Raw genomic sequence first — 19,715 nt, 5'->3', positions numbered from 1 at the left:
TAATGTTTATTTAAATAATAGCTTTGATAAGTGTGCGTGCTAGTTTATGCCGACAAGCGAGTAAGGCAGAGAAAGCTCAACACTTTGATGATGGAAATGTAATTGTCGCGAGAATGCTCCATATTGGTCATGGCTTTAACGAAAACTTGCGCCAAACTAGCGATTAATGTTTAAGGTATGCTGTTGAAATGAAGCGAAGACTCGTTTCAATTTTTTATTGTAAAAAGGATGCTGAATGTACCAATTTTTACTCGCAGATGTGAATACCAGCTTTAGCTTGGCCTTAGCCTTTGTGCTTGGGCTGGCTCTTATAGAAATATTAGGCTTATTAGTGGGCGTGAGTCTACTCAACATGCTGGATGACATTCTCCCCATAGATCTTAACGTGGATATGGACGCCAATGTAGATAGTGGCGCGATTTCTGGGCTGCTCGGTTGGTTATATTTAAATCAATTACCGTTGCTGGTTTGGATCATTCTATTCTTAAGCAGCTTTGGCCTTGCTGGGCTCAGCCTCAATTACTTAAGCCTTTCCAGTGGCAATGGTTTACTCCCCTCGGCTATGACTCACTTGGGAGCATTATTGTTTGCCATTTTAAGCGCACGCTTTTTAGGAAGAACTATCGCCAGAGTATTTCCCAAAAGCCAATCTAGCGCCATTTCTAAGCATGACTTTAAAGGTTTACAGGCCAGAATAACGGTAGGCACAGCAACCGTGGGCAGCCCAGCGGAAGCGGTATGCACCGACCAATACGGGCAAAAACATTACTTAATGGTGCAACCTTTAGAAGACCAAGACACGTTCCCAACGGGAACAATTATTGTATTGCTTGAACGGCACCGGAAATACTGGACCGCCAGCAAACTCGACCAATTATTAAACGAACATTAAGGATAAATAGTGGATTTATTAGTTAACAGTAACAGCATTGCTTTTTACTTAATTTGGGTCGGTATTGGGTTTATTGCCCTATTCACCATTGGTTTAATTTTAGCCAAGCTGTATATCCGAGCCACCAAAGAAACAGCCTTTGTCAGAACCGGTTTAGGCGGAGAGAAGGTGGTGAAAGATGGCGGCGCGATAGTCTTGCCAGTGGTGCATGAAACCATTCCAGTAAATATGAATACCCTGCGTATCGAAGTCGAGAAAACCCAAAAAGACGCATTGATTACCAAAGACCGGATGCGGGTTGATGTTAAGGCCGACTTTTACTTGCGAGTTGCACCGAATAGCGAAGGTATTTCGATGGCCGCCCAAACCTTGGGAACTCGCACCATGCGTGTGGAAGAGTTGAAAAAACTGATGGAGTCCAAATTTGTCGATGTGCTACGTTCGGTGGCCGCAGAAATGTCGATGACCGAAATGCACGAACAACGTTCAGACTTTGTACAAAAAGTGCAACAAAACGTGATGAACGATTTAGAGAAAAACGGCTTAGAACTCGAGTCTGTTTCCTTAACTGGCTTTGACCAAACTGACTTACAATTTTTTAATGAAAACAATGCATTTGATGCCGAAGGTCGTGCTCGATTAACTAAAATAATTGAAGAAAAACGTAAAGAAACCAACGATATTCAGCAAGAAAACCGCATTAAGATCGAACAGCGCAACCTAGAAGCAGAAAAACAATCGCTTGAAGTGAGTAAGCAAGAACAAGAAGCCAAACTCACCCAAGAACAAGTGCTGGCGTTTAAACGAGCCGAACAAAAAGCCGAAATTTCAAAAAACCGTGAAATGAAAGAGCAAGAAGAGCGGGAAGCCGAAATTGCCAAAGAGCGCGCCTTAGAAGCGGCTGAAATTGAAAAATCTCGTGATATTGAAACTCGTGAAATTGAAAAAAGTAAAACCTTAGAACAAGCCAGTATTCAACGCCAACGTGATTTAGAAGTTGCCGGACAAGATAAACAAATCGCGATTGCCCAAAAATCAGAAGAAGAATCGGCGGCTCAAGCAAAAGCAGCTGAAGCAGAAAAAGTCAAAGTTGAGAAAAGTGAAGCGGTGATTACCGCGCGCCAAATTGCCGAAGCGAATCGTCGTAAAGAGATTGAGGTGATTGATGCGCTAAAAGAAGCCGAACGTGATGCGGTTGGTATCACCGTGCAAGCCGATGCCGAAAAGAAAGTGGCGCAAGATAAAGCATCTGCCATTTTGATTGAAGCGAAAGCCGAAGCCGATGCCAAAAAACTCCAAGCCGAAGCCGATGAGAAGGTGTATGCCGTAGAAGCCGCCGGTAAACAAGCAATGTACGAAGCTGAAAACACCTTGCGCGATGAACAGGTCGAGCTGCAAAAATCATTGGCGATCCTAAAAATATTACCTGAGTTGGTTGCCAGCGCCGTGAAGCCTTTAGAGAACATTGAAGGCATCAAAATTCTCCAAGGCTATGGCGCGGGTCATGGCAGCTCGCTAAATGGAGAATCCAACAGTCACGGTCTTGCGGAACAAGTCACAGAAGCGGCCCTAGGATATCGCGCAAATGCCCCCTTAGTTGATGCCATGTTAAAAGAGGTTGGCTTGGTGGATAAAAACAATGGCTGTTTGGAAGATTTGCTCACCGGCCAGTCAAGTCTCATTGAAGATGCTTTAGCAGTTACCAAGCAAGCTGAATCTGCAGCTAACTCATAACAAGTTGAACCAACCAACTAGAAAATCTTAGAAAGGGGCTTAAGCAGCCCCTTTAGTTTGACTTAGCTGTATCGTTCATATGGGACCAGACACATCTTAATACAGCTCGCAATCTAAGCTGACAGTTGAGAGTGTGCGTATCTAACGCGCTTTTGCCCCGTTCTTTGTTAGCAACGGGGTAAAAGCTTTCGCCTACGGCGACATCATTTTTCTTTGCTGGCCAAAGAAAAGTATACAAAAGAAAGGCCACCCTGCATCTTCTTAGATCCTCCGTTGCTCACTCACAAGGGCGTTGAAGTAAACACTACGCTCAAACAGACTTCAACTTTTCTCCCTTGTTCATTTGCGCTACTCGGCGAAGATGATGGGATTTAAAAGCGTAATCTTGGCTATCGAGAGTATGAAAGGTTTTTGTTTTTAGAATGGGGGTCTAGTTTATTCTAGTTTATTTTTTTGAGCGTCATTTTTTACGATCAAAAATAGCTCATACAAAATCCTTTCTAACTCAGTTTTGCCCCATTCTGTCATTCTGTGTTAGCAACGGGGGAAAAGCTTTCGCCTACGTCGACGTCATTAAGCTTCAACGAGCAAAGCTTAGCGAAGCAAAAAGAAAGCTCGCCCTGCATCTTCTTAAACCCTGTGTTGCTCATTCTCAAGGGCGTTGAAGTAAACACTACGCTCAAACAGACTTCAACTTTGCTCCCTTGTTCATTTGCGCTACTCGGCGAAGATGATGGGATTTAAAAGCGTAATCTTGGCTATCGAGAGTGTGAAAGGTTTTTGTTTTTAGAATGGGTGTCTAGTTTATTCTAGTTTATTTTTTTGAGCGTCATTTTTTACGATCAAAAATAGCTCATACAAAATCCTTTCTAACTCAGTTTTGCCCCATTCTGTCATTCTGTGTCAGCAACGGGGTAAAAGCTTTCGCCTACGTCAACGTCATTTTTCTTTGGCGAGCAAAGAAAAACGAAGCAAAAAGAAAGCTCGCCCTGCATCTTCTTAAACCCTGTGTTGCTCATTCTCAAGGGCGTTGAAGTAACTCGCTACGCTCAAACAGACTTCAACTTTGCTCCCTTGTTCATTTGCGCTACTCGGCGAAGATGATGGGATTTAAAAGCGTAATCTTGGCTATCGAGAGTGTGAAAGGTTTTTTTTAAATTGGTGTCTAGTTTCTTGTTGAAGAACAGGCGTCCGGCTTCCTTCAGACATTCCCTCACGGTAACGCCCTTGCCATTCGCTAGTAGTTAGCGTTTAATAATCAAAGTGTTATTAAACGGTGACCTTCCTACAGAGGACTTTCACCTCATTAGTTCATGCCCATGCTGGGCGTACACAAGCAAAGGCAGCATCGCCCTACGGGCTGGACGGCTACGCCGCCGCTGCTTTGAGCGTTAGGTGTTACTAAAGGTTTCGATGAAAATTTCCAGTAAAGTTAAAAATCTTATTTTATTTATTCCAGCGGCACTTATTCTTTCCATGTTTATCGTTTACGGAATCGGAGATTTTTGGGTAATAGGAGTTGTAGCTGAGCCTGCTGAAATTGCGCGTTTTAATTTTGGCGCAGAAGCTATGATTGCTCATGGTGGCGACAAATATCGCTCTTCTTTTACATACGCTCTTGCTAGCTTAGTCATTGGGCTAATTGGTATATTAGGTTTTGTTGGTTCATTATATATTTTGTCTAAAGCTAAAAGTAATCCTATAGGGAAAGCATATTTAACTTCTGCTAGTGTGGTATTGTTAATATTCTTTATCGGGCAAGTTTGGTAAATGTAACACCTAATCGGGTAGCCGGAGGAATCTAACCTCCAGCCCCCACAACACCCTGCATGCGGCTCCGCACAGGGCGTTTCCTGAAAACGGTTAAAATACAACGGCCGATTAGCTCCTTTGCATTCCAATGATGGCTTCTGTTTTTGCGCCATGACTCCTCAGTCCGGTCGGATACGGAGACAATGAGCTGCACAGGCTCCTCATTGATTTTCAGGTTCAGGCCTTCACCATGTCCCAACCATTACACAATAGAACGGCATTGGGACTTTTTATCTAAAAAAAAGCCGTCTGCTTAAATCGCCATAGCGTGAGTTAAACAATCGCCTGTTAAGCAGATCTCCCCACTCTTTGTTTATAAGAAGTAGAACATGCACTTTCTCTTTTCTCTGCACTGCTGCATCATTTACGGTGGCCGTTAGATCACATGGCTTCGTTGTCTTGTGCCAACTCGCCTCCAGCCTACGCCTCATATGATGTTTTTGTTCATCAGCTCGCCCTCTCTTTAGATAAAAAGGCGTCCGGCTTCCTTCAGACATTCCCTCGCGGCAATGCCCTTGCCATTCGCTAGTCCTTAGCGTTTAATAATCAAAGTGTTATTAAACGGTGACCTTCCTACAGAGGACTTTCACCTCATTAGTTCATGCCCATGCTGGGCGTACATCGGGTAGCCGAAGGTATCTAGCCTCCAGCCCCCACAACACCCTGCATGCGGCTCCGCACAGGGCGTTTCACTTAGAATGGTGAAGCTTAATCCATCCATCTCGAAGCGCAAATAGACCTTGGGATGCTAAATAAGCATTCGATAATGCTTGTTGGATCCCCGGTGTTTTCGAGCTTCTCCATGGGCCTTTACTGGTTATGCCACAGGCTACCGCGGCTTGAACATGTACTCCTCTACGCATCAGATTTCTTACTTTGGTTCTCGGTTTTCGCCACTGTCGCCAGTAGGCCATTCGCACTCTGCGCCTTATCCAGTGATCTAGATCTACGCACAGTTGATAGCAATTCGCGATCCCAAAGTAGTTTATCCATCCTCGCAAGTATTGGCTTACTTTAAATAGCTGATAGCCCATCGACACGCCCCAGTTACGGTTTGTTAGACGCCTAATTTGTTGTTTAAAACGGTGTAACGTTTTGGCATGAATTTGCAGCCGTCCCGCTTTAAAGGTAAACCCTAAGAACTTACTCTTCGCCGTTTTAACCACCTGACTTTTGGCTGTATTAACCACAAGTTTTAAGCGCCGTTGCAAGAAGCTACTAATGCTCGTAAGCACTCGTTCACCCGCACGCTGACTTCTCAGCAAAATGGTAAAATCATCGGCGTAACGAGCAAACTTATGCCCTCGCTTTTCCAGCTCTTTGTCCAATGGATCGAGCATGATATTGGCCAGCAAGGGCGATAATGGTCCCCCTTGCGGTACACCTTCTCGACTTTCCTGATAGCACTGGTTATGGATAAAACCCGCTCTCAGGTATTTTCCAATCAGTGTCAGTAGCCGTTTATCTTGAACTCGATTTCCCAGTTGACTCATTAATAGATCATGGTTAACTCGGTCAAAGAATTTAGATAAATCGACATCAACGGCAAAGCGTCGGCCTTGCTTGATGATGCTTTGCACTTGTTTCACCGCTTGCTGCCCATTCTTGTTTGGCCTAAATCCAAAGCTGTTCGCTGAGAAGCTAGGGTCAAAGGTAGGCGTTAGCACTTGGGCAATGGCTTGCTGGATGACACGGTCGAGCACGGTTGGGATCCCCAGTAGGCGCTTCCCGCCATCGGGTTTATCTATCTCCACACGGCGTACCGGTTTAGGCTGATACTGGCCATTACGCAGCGCAGCAGCAACCTGCTTCCAGTGTAGTTTTGCCCAAGAAGGAAATGCATCAATGGACATGTTATCCACTCCAGCAGCCCCTTTATTGGCTCGAACACCTTGCCACGCGAGCTGAATATTCTGCCGCGTTAGCATATGTTCGAATAGATGTTGGCTAAAGGTTGGCTGCGAGTTATTACGCTGAATCGCATCTACGCCGGACGGCGAATGGGTGTTCAAGTTTAACAAGGCTCCTCCTTTATTCTAAGTGTTCAGGCCTTCACCGTGTCCCAACCATTACGATGGGCGTTGGGCTACTATGCCGTCTGCTGACTTCTGCTTAATCACCGTTTGAGTTACCCCAAATAGCGCTATCGTTGTTCATCGTATTTGCTCACTTAAGTTGATGAGAATTAAGTGCCAGGCCTGTTGAACTAGCGGCCAAGCTAGTGAGTTTAACGATCGCCTGTTAAGCAGACCTCCCCAGATAAGAACATGCACTGTCTCTGCACTGCTGCATCATTTACGGTGGCCGTTAGATCACATGGCTTCGTTGTCTTGTGCCAACTCGCCTCCAGCCTACGCCTCATATGATGTTCTTGTTCATCAGCTCGCAGATTTGCGTCCGGCTTCCTTCAGACATTCCCTCGCGGCAATGCCCTTGCCATTCGCTAGTAGTTAGCGTTTAATAATCAGAATGTTATTAAACGGTGACCTTCCTACAGAGGACTTTCACCTCATTAGTTCATGCCCATGCTGGGCGTACACAAGGCGTTTAAGTCCGATGCAAGCACTGCGTTTCCTTTGTGCTTCGCTTCGCGAATTATTGCACAAAACAAACTCCGTGCTTGCACGGCTTAACTTGGCGTTATAAGGCTTTAAGAGGGATGCATGGAAATACAGAAAGAATTTACTATTGAAAATGTATTTGGTGATTTGGTTCATTATTATGAAGTCAGAATGGTGGCGTTGAGTGATTTTTCAACAAGAACATGGAATCGCTTTAACTGGTTTCTAACTGTCCATCTGGCTGCATTTGGTTTTATATTCTCAAGTTTAGTAAAGGTTGAAAGCAGTCATTGGTATTTGATTGCTTCAATTACGGTTGGTTTTACTGCGTTAATCTGGTCGTGTTTGGGCTATGAAGATTTTCATCAAATGCAGCGGTATAGTAAAGAGTGCAAAGAAATCGAATCTACATTTTTATCAACCTTAAAAGAAAGGGAAGGTATCAGCTTTATGAAGCCCAAAAGCGGCCAGAAGGTGAAATTTCCGTTTAAGCAGACTCGTCTTCTATACTTATTTCCATTGATATTATTCAGTTCTTGGTGTGGTTTAAGCTTCTATTTAGTTTAAGCCAAGCCTCATAATCGGGTAGCCGGAGGTATCTAACCTCCAGCCCCTACAACACCCTGCATGCGGCTCCGCACAGGGCGTTTCCTGAAAACGGTTAAAATACAACGGTCGATTCGCTCCTTTGCATTCCAATGATGGCTTCTGTTTTTGCGCCACCGTTCCTCAGTCCGGTCGGATACGGAGACAATGAGCTGCACAGGCTCCTCATTGATTTTCAGGTTCAGGCCTTCACCATGTCCCAACCATTACACAATAGAACGGCATTGGGACTTTTTATCTAAAAAAAGCCGTCTGCTTAAATCGCCATGGCGTGAGTTAAACGATCAGCTTGCTAAGCAGAGCTCCCCACTTTTTGTTTATAAGAAGTAGAACATGCTCTTTCTCTTTTCTCTGCACTGCTGCATCATTTACGATGGCCGTTAGATCACATGGCTTCGTTGTCTTGTGCCAACTCGCCTCCAGCCTACGCCTCATATGATGTTCTTGTTCATCAGCTGCCCTCTCTTTAGATAAAAAGGCGTCCGGCTTCCTTCAGACATTCCCTCGCGGTAATGCCCTTGCCATTCGCTAGTCCTTAGCGTTTAATCATCAGAATGTTATTAAACGGTGACCTTCCTACAGAGGACTTTCACCTCATTAGTTCATGCCCATGCTGGGCGTACACAAGTGTAGTCACCTGACACAAATTGCTACGCGCCTTTTTGTGTTTTCGCTATGCTCAATTTTACACAAAAAGGCACTACGCAATTCGTGCAGATGCTACAGGCGTTATGTACTTTTTCGGGAATCAGGAAATTATGGATGAAAATACTGAACTTTGGCGTCAGTACTATGAAAAGGCACTATCTCGCTCACACTCAAAGCGAACTGAGTTTGCAGTCCAATTCAATGAATCAAACCTCAAAGTAGCTACTGACTGTGGCTGTGGAACAGGCAGTGATATTGAGTATCTAGAGAAACAGGGTTTTCAAGTTCATGGCTTCGATATTAACCCTGATTCGGTTGCTATTTGTCGAGACAGGTTTGGGGCAAAATCATTAGTGGATATCTTAGAATCTTCATTTGAGTCGTTCGACTATCCAACATCTGGTGTAGTTATCGCGAATTCAAGTTTGTTCTTTGCGGACCCAGACCGATTTGAAAAGACCTGGAGCAACATTAAATCTTCAATTGAAATCGGAGGGGTGTTTGCTGGTGATTTCATGGGTTTCAAAGACAGTTGGGCTAAAAACTATCGCAGTCCAACAACACCTTTATCGGAGTTAGAGGTAAAGGCTTTATTCTTAGACTTTGAAATAGTCAGGTTCTTTGAGCGTGATGAAAAATCGAGAACTTCATTGGGTAGAATGAAGCATTGGCATACGTATTCCGTGATCGCGGTGAAACGTACATAATCCGGTAGCCGGAGGTATCTAGCCTCCAGCCCCCACAGCACCCTGCATGCGGCTCCGCACAGGGCGTTTCCTGAAAACGGTAAAGAATTACTGAGACACCCACTCTAAATCGTTGGACAAAATCACATAGCCATCCCCACCGGCTATTGAAATGTTTAAATGGCTGTCTTGTTTTCATGCATTAACACAATAAACCATAGGAAAACTAATGGGTAGCGCGTTTCTTATAACAAGCGCTACCCAAACAAACAATAGTGCTAATAAGCACTATTTATGGTTGTAATTCGCGATTGTGTTCGCAAGTGTTTATACCTAGATATAAATACCTTTGCGTCAATGACATTTGCTAGTGCCACTACAGTAAACAGCCAAACGACCCCCAATCCGAGATGAACAATAATCAGGCTAGGAATAATGATATTAAGCCACAGTAATACGATCTTAATTATTGCCGTTTTCGATACATCTCCAAGTCCCCTTAAGGCGGCGGTATAAACGAACTGCAGACCTAATGGTATTTGAGCCAAGCCGATAATACGTATATATAGCGAAGCCTCATGGATCACACCTAGTTCATCGGAAAATATACGGGCGAATGACTCAGGATTGATAGCCATCAGTAAGCCTATACCTCCCATAAACAGACATGTCAATTTCGCAGTAACTGATACAACCTTATCAACATCTTTTGGTCTGTTTGCTCCCACAAATCGACTGACTAGAGTGGCAGCCGCGGCCGCTGTACCAAGCCCTGGCAAAAAAGCAATGCTCTCAACTCGATAACCAATTTGAAAACCCGCCGCGACTGAGATCGCATAGCTGTTTATGAGAACTATAATAATCAGCCAACTTATCTGGAATGTGAAATTTTCCACAACAGATGGAACCCCAAGCTTAAGTATGCCTTTCACTTGCTTGAAAGCACTCTTTGCTTGTATTGAGTGTGCAGAAGATATTTTTATAACAACGAGATAGAGAAAAACATTAAATGTTGTAGCAACAATAGTCCCTAATGCTGCCCCTTGAATGCCCAATGCGGGCACTCCAAATTTGCCAAAGATAAATATGTAATTGAACGCAACGTTTAGCCCTAAACTAGCTATTTTAATTTTCATTGGCAGCTTACTGTTGCCCGTTGATACAAAATAAGTAAACAGCAATACATCAAGATAGATAAAAATCGACCCCGCTAATAAAGTACCGAAGTACAGAGAGCCAAGAGTAGCGACTTCACTTGTTGTTTGAAAAAGCAAATATAAGTCAGCGACAAATGGAATTGCGGCAGTGGTAAGACCATATAATGGTAAAGCAATGATAAACATAGCTCCAAGGACATTAGTGGCAGTTTGATACTGCATCGCGCCAGTAAAGCGAGCCACGAGTATGCCACCACCTGTAGCAAATAGGTTGTCTAATACACCTATTGTACCTGCGAGCAGTACTAGGCCCATACCAACAGCAGTTAGCTCGGCTGTACCAAGTTGACCAATCATGAAGAGATCGATAAGAACCATTGCCATATCAAGAAATAGCTTCAAGGATACAGGGATCGCAATTGTTAAAACTTGCTTTGAAAATGATTGAGAAGTCATTGACTAATCTACATACACGGTAGCGTATGTCTCCATATAGAGATGGAGGCTAGTATCAAGGAGAAGGATTTTGAATGGTTTGCTCCTAGTACTAGCCGCAATGTTCCGCGGCCTACTAGGGGCACGGATACGTTAGTTACAAGTACCGTTGAGCGTAGATCTAGCTATGGTAGCTATATCTGTTAGTTACGCTGAGCGGCGGATTCTATCCGCTGAGGCAAAAATACGAAAATTCCATTTTACGAAATAAATCATGATGGCCTCCTTTAAGTAATTAACGATCCATTTAGGCTTTTGAATTTACTGAACGTTTGTTGCGATGTCAAACTAATGGTTAGTTTCTACGTGCCTCAGATCTGAACAAAATCTTTCATACTCGGTCTATCACTCAGAGGTGGCGATCGTCATTTTGGGATACTAAAAGTTACTCGAGATCTGATCATTCACTTAATTGCTCTAAGGCACTTTTGTCCAGAGGCGTGTTACACCAATCGATAGGCTAACAATATTTTGCCCCAAAATGAGTTAGCTTATTTTTTTGGGGAGCTGTTAGTCTCGTTTTTATCATTTAGTTTTGGATCGATCTGTTAGTGAGGGTTTCGCCCTGACGGCGATATACTTTTCTTTGCTGGCCAAAGAAAAGTATACAAAAGAAAAGCCACCCAGCATCTTCTTAAACCCTGTGTTGCTCATTCTCAAGGGCGTTGAAGTAAACACTACGCTCAAACAGACTTCAACTTTGCTCCCTTGTTCATTTGCGCGACTCGGCGAAGATGATGGGATTATAAAGCGTAATCTTGGCTATCGAGAGTGTGAAAGGTTTTTTTAGAATGGGTGTCTAGTTTATTTGTTTATTTTTTCTAGTTTATTTTCCGCATGGTCAAAATGGTGATTGACTGGTATGCTGTTGATAAATTTAAACATTAAAGGATATGTGAGTTTCTGTGGTGCGTGATAGGTGGTAACTTCGCATGCGTGAAAGATGGGAATTTGCATATTAATATACTGTTATATGTTCTTAAATTTTCTAATCTACATTAGAGGTAAGTGTGAGAATTGTTGTAAGTAAAGATAAAGAGTCTATTAAAATTTCTCAGAAAATTCGTAATGAAATTTTTGTTCGAGAACAAGGAATACCATTACACTTAGACCTAGATGGTTTAGATTCAAATGCTTATCATTCTTTAGCATATATTGATGATTTAGCCATTGGCGTTGCTAGGTTGGCCTTAACAGAAAATAACAATGCTGTTATGGCTAGAATTGCTATAAAAAAAGACTACCGAGGCAATGGAGTGGCAACTAAATTGATTGATTCATTAATTGATAAGGCCAAACAATTAAATATAAACAGTATTGAAATACATGCTCACGAATATCTAAAAGAATATTACGAAAATTTTGGTTTTAATTTTGTAAAGAAAGTTGAGAAAGTCGGTGAGCATCAGTTAATTGAAATGCGTTTGAGCCAACCGAACATATAACAAACGACTATGGTGTCAATAAGTTAGATTAAATTATTTTTGCATCCCATAAGGCGCCATCTCGTAGCATTGAGTTTAGGATGGTTACCATCTTTCTTACGCATGCAATGATGGCTACTTTTTTAGGTTTCCCTTCAGCTAAAAGCCTCTGATATGTGCTCTTAAAAATGGGGTTACATTGGATGGCTGACATCATGGCCATGTATAAAACGGTTCTTACTTGAGCTCGTCCCCCTTGAATTTTTCTGAGCCCTTTATAGCGGCCACTTTCTCGGTTCATTGGGGCCACTCCGACGAGAGATGAGGCTTGTTTATTGGTTATTAACCCTAACTCTGGCAGGTTACTAATGATAGACGCCGCTGCAATTTTCCCTATTCCTGGCATGCTTTGTAATATCTCATTCTTGGCTTGATACTCAGGGTTACTTTCAATTAGCTTGATAATCTTGCTTTCAATTTTCTCTATCTGATTTTTAAACGCAGTTAAAATAGGTTTAATCGTCAGAATGAGTTGCGAGGGCATAATTTTCATGCGATTTTTTTCCATTGTTTGCATCGAAAGAAGCTGGTTTCTTCGGATGACTAAATCTGCCATGAGTCGCATAGAATCTGGCTTTAGTGTCGTTAAATTGGGCTTTATAGCTTCGGCGTAGTGCGCGATAAGTTTTGCGTCAAGTTTGTCTGTTTTAGCCCTCTGCCCGATAGCGCCTGCAAAACGTCTTACATGAACAGGGTTGGCTATTACATAAGGTAGTTTGGCATTGTGACAAGCTATAATAAAAGGCATTTCTAATCGACCTGTAGCTTCAATCACGACTCGTAATGGCGTGTGTTTTTGAATGATTTTTATTGCTTGCTTGATACCTTTATCATCGTTGGAGACAGTGAAGAAAATGTCGAGGGGTCTAATATAAACATCAAGTTGTTCTTTACCTGTATCGACACCGACGTTAATACATTTATTTGTTACTGTATTCATAATAAGCTGACTCTATATTGCGTAATACGGGTTCTAGACCCTGTAGACTATTCGAGTGTGGTGCTTGGAGTTCCACTTAATGCTCACGTTTGTTATCGGCCTTTGAAAGGAGCCTTAAGAATATCGAGCTATTAAATAGAAGCTTAAGTTGCTGCTTAAGCCTGAGTCTCACTTTACTCATATTTCTTAATAATTATCCATACAATAAGAATAGGTGTCGCGCAGCCGACACCTATTCGGGTGTTGAACAAGCCCGATGCTCCTTTCTATAGTAAATAACGGTGTTGATGCTGGCGGGGCCAAGGCCTTGTTCGTTTTCCCAAGGCGAGTCTGGCTAAGACTGGGGGAATGGCGTTAAGCCCTTACTTGCCATATTTTTTCTAATGAAAACTTTCACTTCAGGAGTCTTAACGCTAACAAGCTTCTGTCCAGTTACGATATCCGCAGGCCGACTGTACGATCTTGCCAAGCTCTATCCGCAACCGTGAAAGCTCATCTATGAGCGAGTACAACTTAAGGCAAGATTTTCCACCAAGGCTGCAATCGCTTGTTTGGCGTGTTCAATAGACAATTGATGCCGGTCATCAGCAAACTCTTGGTACTCAGCCCCGATTTCATAAACACGATCGGCCCCTAAATATTTTGCTAATTGTTTAATATGTGGACTCAGGTGGTTCAAGTTCTCTCGTACTCCACCAGGCCCAAAACCAAATTCGCCACAGGAGGTCAGTAGCACCAATATCTTTCCTCTCATTAAAGGTTCTATTGGAAAATCGCCTCGCGCAAGATCAAAACTAAAGGTTTTATTCACCCGCATAATTTGATCAAACCATGCCTTCAATACCGCAGGCATACCGTAGTTATACATCGGTGAAGTAATCACGATAACATCTGCATTGCTCACCTGTTCAAGGTAAGCCTCTGATTAAGCGAGAACAAAATGCTGCTGCTCAGTTCGATCGGTTTCCGGACGAAACGCCGCGGCAATCCAGTCTTGGCAAATAAACGCTGGTGGATGAAGGCCAATATCTTGATAAACCACCTTTGTTTGATGATTTTTTCTCATCCATAGTTCGATGAAGCGACGCCCCAGAGCCTTAGAGATCGAATTGTAGCTTGCGGTATCATGATCAGTACCACGAACGCTAGAATCGATATGTAAAATATTGTTCATTGTTTGCTACCTTTTCTGCATAATTAGTAGCCCTAGTCTCTTCCAAGTAAGTTGGTTAGACAAATGCTCATATTTTCCTTATAAAGTAATTTATCTCACCTATAGGGCTTGTATATGTTTCAGAGACTTCCCCCCTTAAATGCCATTCGTGCCTTTGAAGCTGCGGCGCGACTTAATAGCTTTAAAGATGCGGCCAATGAATTAAACGTTACGCCGACCGCCATTTCACACCAAATAAGAGGTCTTGAAGACAAACTTAAGATCCGTTTATTTGAACGAAAAACTCGGTCAGTAGTTTTGACTCACGAAGGAGAATTACTGGCAGCCACAGCCAATAAATCGTTGCATGATTTACTGCATACGGTAAACCAGCTAACTTCCTCACCCAACACCCTCACCATCAGCACCACGAACTCATTTGCGGCCATGTGGTTGGTCCCTCATCTCTCCGATTTCCAACAACAACACCAAGAGATTGAGATCATCATTAGAGCGGAGGAATCATTAATCGATATTGAATATGATCGACGGGTTGATATGGTGATCCGCTATGGGGAGCCACCACATGCTCAAGCTGGTACAGAGGTACTTATTCAAGAAAAACTAGCCTGCTTTGCCACAGCAGAATATTGGGAAAAGCATTATAAAAATCCTTCTGATTCTGTTTTTTACTGCACCCAGTGGAAGAATCAAAATTTACCGAGTTTGGCAATAGAAACACTTTTACCAAGTCTTCTCAGCAGCGTCAGCTCACCAGCAATACGTTACTTTAACGATGAAAACCAAACCGTCCAAGCAGCCCTTTCGGGACAGGGCATTGGAGTAATGAGTCAACTCGCTGTTGAAACATCTGTCACAAATGGCTGGCTAGTACCAGGAAAACTCGACATGGCCAAAGAATTCTCCGGGCTGCATTACTATCTGGTGATCCCAACAAGGCAGCAAACTAATCCAGCCGTGGTTCAATTTAAAAATTGGCTTTTACAAGCATTAGCGAAGTGCTAACCCTAGTCATTTAAGCCAGCGGCTTTAGCGCATCTTGCAGCGCTTGGCTGAGGTGTTTGGGATGAACATTCACAAGCGAGACTGAATCACACTGTTGGAAAGACCGGAATTTTTCAATAGCCTCTACAAAAGCGCTTATCATGAGTTCTTGATTGAAAGCTTGTTGCTCTAAATACAACGATTTAATTTCTAAAAGACGTGTTTTCCGGTGCGCTTTGCAATCCATTCGACCGATGAATTGATCCTGAAAAAGCAACGGCAAACAAAAATAACCATATTGGCGCTTCGCTTGTGGCACGTAACACTCGATCTGGTAATCATATTGAAACAGGCTTTTCAGTCGTTCACGCTGAATGACACAGTTATCAAATGGCGACAAAATTAATAAGCGTTTATTCAAACTTGGAAGACGGCCATCGAGAACGCCATTTTCAATGGCCTTGCTTTTGATTAGAAAAACTTCACCACTGGCAATTTTCACCTGTTCTAAAATGCCCTGCGCCAAGCCTTCGTTCACCAGTTTTTTGACCGCACTGCGTAATTTAGAATCACGGCGTAAATAGGTTAGTCCTTTCAAAGAAACTAAACCATGACAGCGCAACTGCTGCTCAACCAAATGGCTCGCAAACGCTTCCATACTCGGCATGCTCGAATCAACATGGGCAGGCAATACTCGCTCGGTTAAATCGTAAGTTTTCTGAAATCCCTCACGATGACTCACCATCAAATCGCCTTGCATGTAGAGCTGTTCTAGCGCTTTCTTCGCCGGCTTCCAATCCCACCAGCCAGCACGCTTTATCGAGCTTGTTTCCAGATCTCGGGAGCGCAACGGACCCTCGGCACGAATCCGCGCCAACAATTCAAGCATCAGCTTTTTATCGGTATTTTTATACCAGTGCGTTTGACCACTCTTAATTGCCTGCTTGTAGGGCAAGGAAAAACGAAAATCATCGATGGGTAGCAATGCTGCCGCATGTGACCAATACTCAAAAAGATCACCATTTAACAACAGTTGATTGCTCATCGCAGGCTCGAACTTTGGCACTCTAGAATGGAGTACATGATGATGCGCCCGCTCCACCACCGATATGGTATCGAGCTGAACATAACCTAAGTGATGAATCGCCTTACGCGCCCCCGCCAGGCCACGCCCAAACGGCTGAGCCTGCAACAAACATTGAGACGCCAAAGCAAAACGGCGAAGACGAGATAAGTCTTTAGGATGTTTCAATTCAATCATCGTTGGATGAGACCTTATTTAGCGTCAAAGCGCAGGTGAATAGTAAGTCTAATGCCGTGAAGAGCTCGCCTGCAGGATCGGTATGAGCGCCTACATTCACAATGGGGGCTTCAAAGAGAAATCCAACTGGTATTCATTGATTCGCTCAATCCGATCATTTGCCAGTTCATGAGCGATTTGTACCGTGAACTGAAAACCAAGCTTTTTAAGTACTGCACCGCTCGCACTGTTCCATGGCTGTGTCCCTGCCCACAACAAATTCTGAAACCCGGTCGCTTTTAGCTGGTGAATCAATGCCTGACAAGCTTCTGTCGCGAGACCTGCCCCCCAATACAATGGATCGATCCAATACGCTAAAGCAAAGCCAGCTCCTCTTCGTGACAATGAGAGTTGACCAATAACTAACTGAGTATATTTATGGCGAATGCTCCATACATAACATGAACCACTTTCCCAGTCTTTTACTCGGCTTTCATGCCAAGCAATGATCTGCGCTTTAGTTTTAAGCCGTGCAAGTGGTAGCTGTCTGGGGAATTTTTCGCAATGAAGCGCGGTTTGCATGGCTTGCCAATCACTCACTTTAATTGGCCGAAATTGTAATCTATCTGATTTAAACTCTGTATTAATTTCCATCCCCGGTGCGATGTGCAAATGTTTCAAGCACTTCCCCATATTGATTCGAGTTTTACTTCAACTCAATTTCTACAAATGAAAACGGATAATCATTGGCATTCACTACGTGATGCTCTACACCAATAGAACGATAACAAGACTGCCCCGCTTTTAGTTCAGCGATGCCTGGACCTTCACAGGTTTCAAGAAGCAACTCACCTTTCACATTTAGGACAACAATATAATCATATCGATGCTTATGCCAGCCAGTTTCCGCACCGACAGCAAAGCTGTCACTCAGTCATCATGAAATGTAAACACAACTTGATTCGACCGTTTCTGCTGTACAACTTCTATTTGGGCCCGACTCTAATTCAATATTCTCGGGTAGCTAAAAACCAATTAAATGGCACATCGCACCAACAAGTCAACAAATTGTAAACCGCAATACCTCCGCTGCTGCGTTCACTGCAATTTATTGTTCAGTATTGATTCGAAAAATATATCGTTATCTGCCCCAACAGAAGCCTTATAGATTCTCTATGCGCATTAACCACTGGGCGATATAGGCAGCATATACCCGAGCCTCTCTTCGCCAAGTATGACTGCAAGGGCGAAATCATGTTCGAGGAAACCCGCGATGACCTTCTGCTGGCCCACGGTCAATCATAAGTGTGATGTTATTGAATGATGTCAACATAAAGCCGACAAAAATGAGTGCGAAGTAAGCTATTTTTAAGCCTTACGGAACCAGGCGGCAACATCAGCGATGCGATTAGCACGCCCCTTAGCAGAAGCAAGCACTAATTCACTTCATTCACTGCCACTTCGAATAGAAGTGAATTTACGCCTAGTACCTGAAGCCCAAACAATACTAGCTTCGCATTAACTCCGCCATTTCAAGCAGTGATTGCTCTATATAAGCTTGCATCTGCTCAAGTTTGTCCTGCATTGCCGTTCTACTGGTCATATTGAAACAAATGGAATCATGTTGCTTAAAATAACGGATCCCAAAGCCGTCATCGACAATCGGTCCATAACCTGCCAACTCAACGCCGTATTCTGATGTGGTACTGGTACACACAATGCTGTGTGTCAGTGCTTGATAACCCACGTCGCTAAATATTTGCGGAAGATTCTCAATACCAAGCGCATCCCCCACGCTGGTATAACGATATTTTAAGGCCAGTAAATGCGCATGAACGCCTTGACCAAAACGACACTCCTTGGCTCGTGCCACGTGCTTGCGAGTCGCTTGAATCAGCGCCGATTTTTTGGCCTCTGTAGAACAATTGGCCGCACCTATACTTTCGATAAACAGCATCGATTCAGGAGAAACCGTATACAAAACATCGATACGCCCACCGAGAAAAGTTCGAGTCATCACAGCTTCGTAGGCGCTGAAGCACTTGCCATAGAGTTTATATTCAGCCAACTGCAGCGCAAGCTGCACGAAAGCATCAGGGCTGACGCCAAATTGTTTAATTTGATTTTTACCAAACTGAGTAAAATTCAAAACTCTGGTTTGAGTATTGGCAACATGCAGAGCGAACCAATCCTCCGCAGAGCAAAGCGTTTGTTTCAAATCATCGTTTAAATCAAACTCAATTTCTTCAACCAGAGGAACAGCCGCTTGATTTCTCTTCGCAGAAACTTTCGCTTGAGGCAAACAACACTGATCAATCGTGTCATAAATATGAGCGATTAAACGAAGCATGACCGAACCATCCACGCCTGAGTGCTCAAAATTGATCCCCGTTTTACCATTCTTGAAAACAATAAACTGCAGTGATTTGTCAAAGAAGCGATCCTGTCCAGAACCGTGAAGTAACTGTTTTGAGATCTCGGTGAGCGCTTCCGGGCAATCTTCATCAAGACTCACGACAAAAGCAGCATCTTCGATAATGCGCATTCGCTCGCCATTTCTCGCCGATATTTCAAGTAAATCGGCTCTACTTTTTGCCCAGTCATCGCGTGGCAAAGTACTGAGTAAACCAAAGTTTTGTCCTTTCTCTGAACCAGAAAGAATTTCATCAAACGCAGATTCAAGTGCAGATAGGGCGTGAATATTACCGTATTCATCCAAGACATTGAGCTGATAGATCCGCTGATGATGCATGATTACAATATGCTTTCTAGACGACCCGACTTTCAGATCATCAGTGCCTTGCTGCGGTATTCTGGTTGCAGAAAAAATATTTTGATACTGTTCCATGCAAAGTGGCAGATCTTTTTGCATGTCAACCTTCAAGGTTTTGTTATCAATCAAAGCGATAAACTGGTAAACACTCACAATCAGCGCAGCGGCAATAGTTGCTTGTGAGTTTGTTTTTTCATCAAGCTTACTTTTCAGGTAGTAAAATACGTTACTATGGATCACCAACGATTTGGGACATGCTAAGTAAAAGTCACGCCAAACAGGGGCGAACCAGTTAGAAATTGCGGGTGCTTGAGCCCATTCAATCAGATCATGCTGTAGCCTTTCTCCCTCCCCCCCGGGCTGAAGAAACCGCGTAATAAGCGCTCGAGTTTGACCTCGCTCTTGTTCCGTCAATAATGGCGCAGCCCATTCCATGAATTTACCGCAGGTTTCATTTAGCTCTGGCACCGGCATAATAGGTAGCTCTTTTTGACAACTAAATGTGTTATCCATGGACCTTTCACTCCTC

At 43.4% G+C, this 19,715-nt stretch carries 14 protein-coding genes and 1 pseudogene; 7 read left to right on the top strand and 8 right to left on the bottom strand.

Translation table 11 applies throughout. The features are described from left to right. Positions 1–235: 235 nt before the first annotated feature. The 3 genes from ACRRS0_RS06745 to ACRRS0_RS06735 all read left to right on the top strand — a co-directional run bounded on the left by ACRRS0_RS06745 (position 236) and on the right by ACRRS0_RS06735 (position 4,396). Positions 236–892, top strand: a complete 657-nt coding sequence (locus tag ACRRS0_RS06745; protein ID WP_432453965.1) for an OB-fold-containig protein — start codon at positions 236–238, stop codon at positions 890–892. A gap of 36 nt (positions 893–928) precedes the next feature. Further along, on the top strand, positions 929–2,626 hold the full coding sequence (locus tag ACRRS0_RS06740) for a flotillin family protein (RefSeq protein WP_432456195.1): 1,698 nt from the start codon (positions 929–931) through the stop codon (positions 2,624–2,626). A gap of 1,413 nt (positions 2,627–4,039) precedes the next feature. Then, complete coding sequence (locus ACRRS0_RS06735) at positions 4,040–4,396, top strand: hypothetical protein (protein WP_432453966.1); 357 nt, start codon at positions 4,040–4,042, stop codon at positions 4,394–4,396. A 731-nt stretch (positions 4,397–5,127) separates the two neighbouring features. On the opposite strand, the gene ltrA is transcribed toward ACRRS0_RS06735, so the two are convergent. Further along, on the bottom strand, positions 5,128–6,459 hold the full coding sequence (ltrA, locus tag ACRRS0_RS06730; RefSeq protein ID WP_432453967.1) for a group II intron reverse transcriptase/maturase: 1,332 nt from the start codon (positions 6,457–6,459) through the stop codon (positions 5,128–5,130). A 642-nt stretch (positions 6,460–7,101) separates the two neighbouring features. Between ltrA and ACRRS0_RS06725 the strand changes: the two genes are divergently transcribed. Together ACRRS0_RS06725 and ACRRS0_RS06720 are read left to right on the top strand one after the other, a co-directional pair. Next, positions 7,102–7,566, top strand: coding sequence for a RipA family octameric membrane protein (locus ACRRS0_RS06725; RefSeq protein ID WP_432453968.1), 465 nt, complete (start codon positions 7,102–7,104; stop codon positions 7,564–7,566). A 797-nt stretch (positions 7,567–8,363) separates the two neighbouring features. Continuing rightward, positions 8,364–8,960, top strand: a complete 597-nt coding sequence (locus ACRRS0_RS06720) for a class I SAM-dependent methyltransferase (RefSeq protein ID WP_432453969.1) — start codon at positions 8,364–8,366, stop codon at positions 8,958–8,960. Positions 8,961–9,217: 257 nt separating this feature from the next. On the opposite strand, the gene ACRRS0_RS06715 is transcribed toward ACRRS0_RS06720, so the two are convergent. Then, entirely contained in the window at positions 9,218–10,552 is a 1,335-nt protein-coding gene (locus tag ACRRS0_RS06715) for an MATE family efflux transporter (protein WP_432453970.1), read from the bottom strand. A gap of 1,049 nt (positions 10,553–11,601) precedes the next feature. Between ACRRS0_RS06715 and ACRRS0_RS06710 the strand changes: the two genes are divergently transcribed. Further along, on the top strand, positions 11,602–12,036 hold the full coding sequence (locus ACRRS0_RS06710; RefSeq protein ID WP_432453971.1) for a GNAT family N-acetyltransferase: 435 nt from the start codon (positions 11,602–11,604) through the stop codon (positions 12,034–12,036). 28 nt (positions 12,037–12,064) lie between these two features. Here the strand turns inward: ACRRS0_RS06710 and ACRRS0_RS06705 are convergent, their stop codons facing one another. Both ACRRS0_RS06705 and ACRRS0_RS06700 read right to left on the bottom strand, forming a co-directional pair. Continuing rightward, the gene (locus tag ACRRS0_RS06705; protein ID WP_432452353.1) at positions 12,065–13,015 is read right to left on the bottom strand and encodes an IS110 family transposase; all 951 of its coding nucleotides are present in this window, start codon (positions 13,013–13,015) and stop codon (positions 12,065–12,067) included. 496 nt (positions 13,016–13,511) lie between these two features. Beyond that, a pseudogene (locus ACRRS0_RS06700) lies at positions 13,512–14,189 on the bottom strand (FMN-dependent NADH-azoreductase). Positions 14,190–14,303: 114 nt separating this feature from the next. Here ACRRS0_RS06700 and ACRRS0_RS06695 point away from each other — a divergent pair. Further along, complete coding sequence (locus ACRRS0_RS06695) at positions 14,304–15,194, top strand: LysR substrate-binding domain-containing protein (RefSeq protein WP_432453972.1); 891 nt, start codon at positions 14,304–14,306, stop codon at positions 15,192–15,194. 10 nt (positions 15,195–15,204) lie between these two features. Here the strand turns inward: ACRRS0_RS06695 and ACRRS0_RS06690 are convergent, their stop codons facing one another. The 4 genes from ACRRS0_RS06690 to ACRRS0_RS06675 all read right to left on the bottom strand — a co-directional run bounded on the left by ACRRS0_RS06690 (position 15,205) and on the right by ACRRS0_RS06675 (position 19,699). Further along, entirely contained in the window at positions 15,205–16,434 is a 1,230-nt protein-coding gene (locus ACRRS0_RS06690; protein WP_432453973.1) for a winged helix-turn-helix domain-containing protein, read from the bottom strand. A 96-nt stretch (positions 16,435–16,530) separates the two neighbouring features. Further along, entirely contained in the window at positions 16,531–17,094 is a 564-nt protein-coding gene (locus ACRRS0_RS06685; protein WP_432453974.1) for a GNAT family N-acetyltransferase, read from the bottom strand. A gap of 25 nt (positions 17,095–17,119) precedes the next feature. Beyond that, positions 17,120–17,287 carry a hypothetical protein gene (locus tag ACRRS0_RS06680; protein ID WP_439025080.1) on the bottom strand — a complete coding sequence of 56 codons (168 nt, stop codon included), beginning with the start codon at positions 17,285–17,287 and terminating at the stop codon, positions 17,120–17,122. A 633-nt stretch (positions 17,288–17,920) separates the two neighbouring features. Next, entirely contained in the window at positions 17,921–19,699 is a 1,779-nt protein-coding gene (locus ACRRS0_RS06675) for a choline/carnitine O-acyltransferase (RefSeq protein WP_432453975.1), read from the bottom strand. Positions 19,700–19,715 lie beyond the last annotated feature (16 nt).

Origin of the sequence: Agarivorans sp. QJM3NY_29, assembly GCF_050870835.2 — a bacterium.
Taxonomy (GTDB): Bacteria; Pseudomonadota; Gammaproteobacteria; order Enterobacterales; family Celerinatantimonadaceae; genus Agarivorans.
The sequence above is the reverse complement of the archived record's forward strand: the minus strand, read 5'-3'. Positions and strand labels throughout refer to the sequence as shown.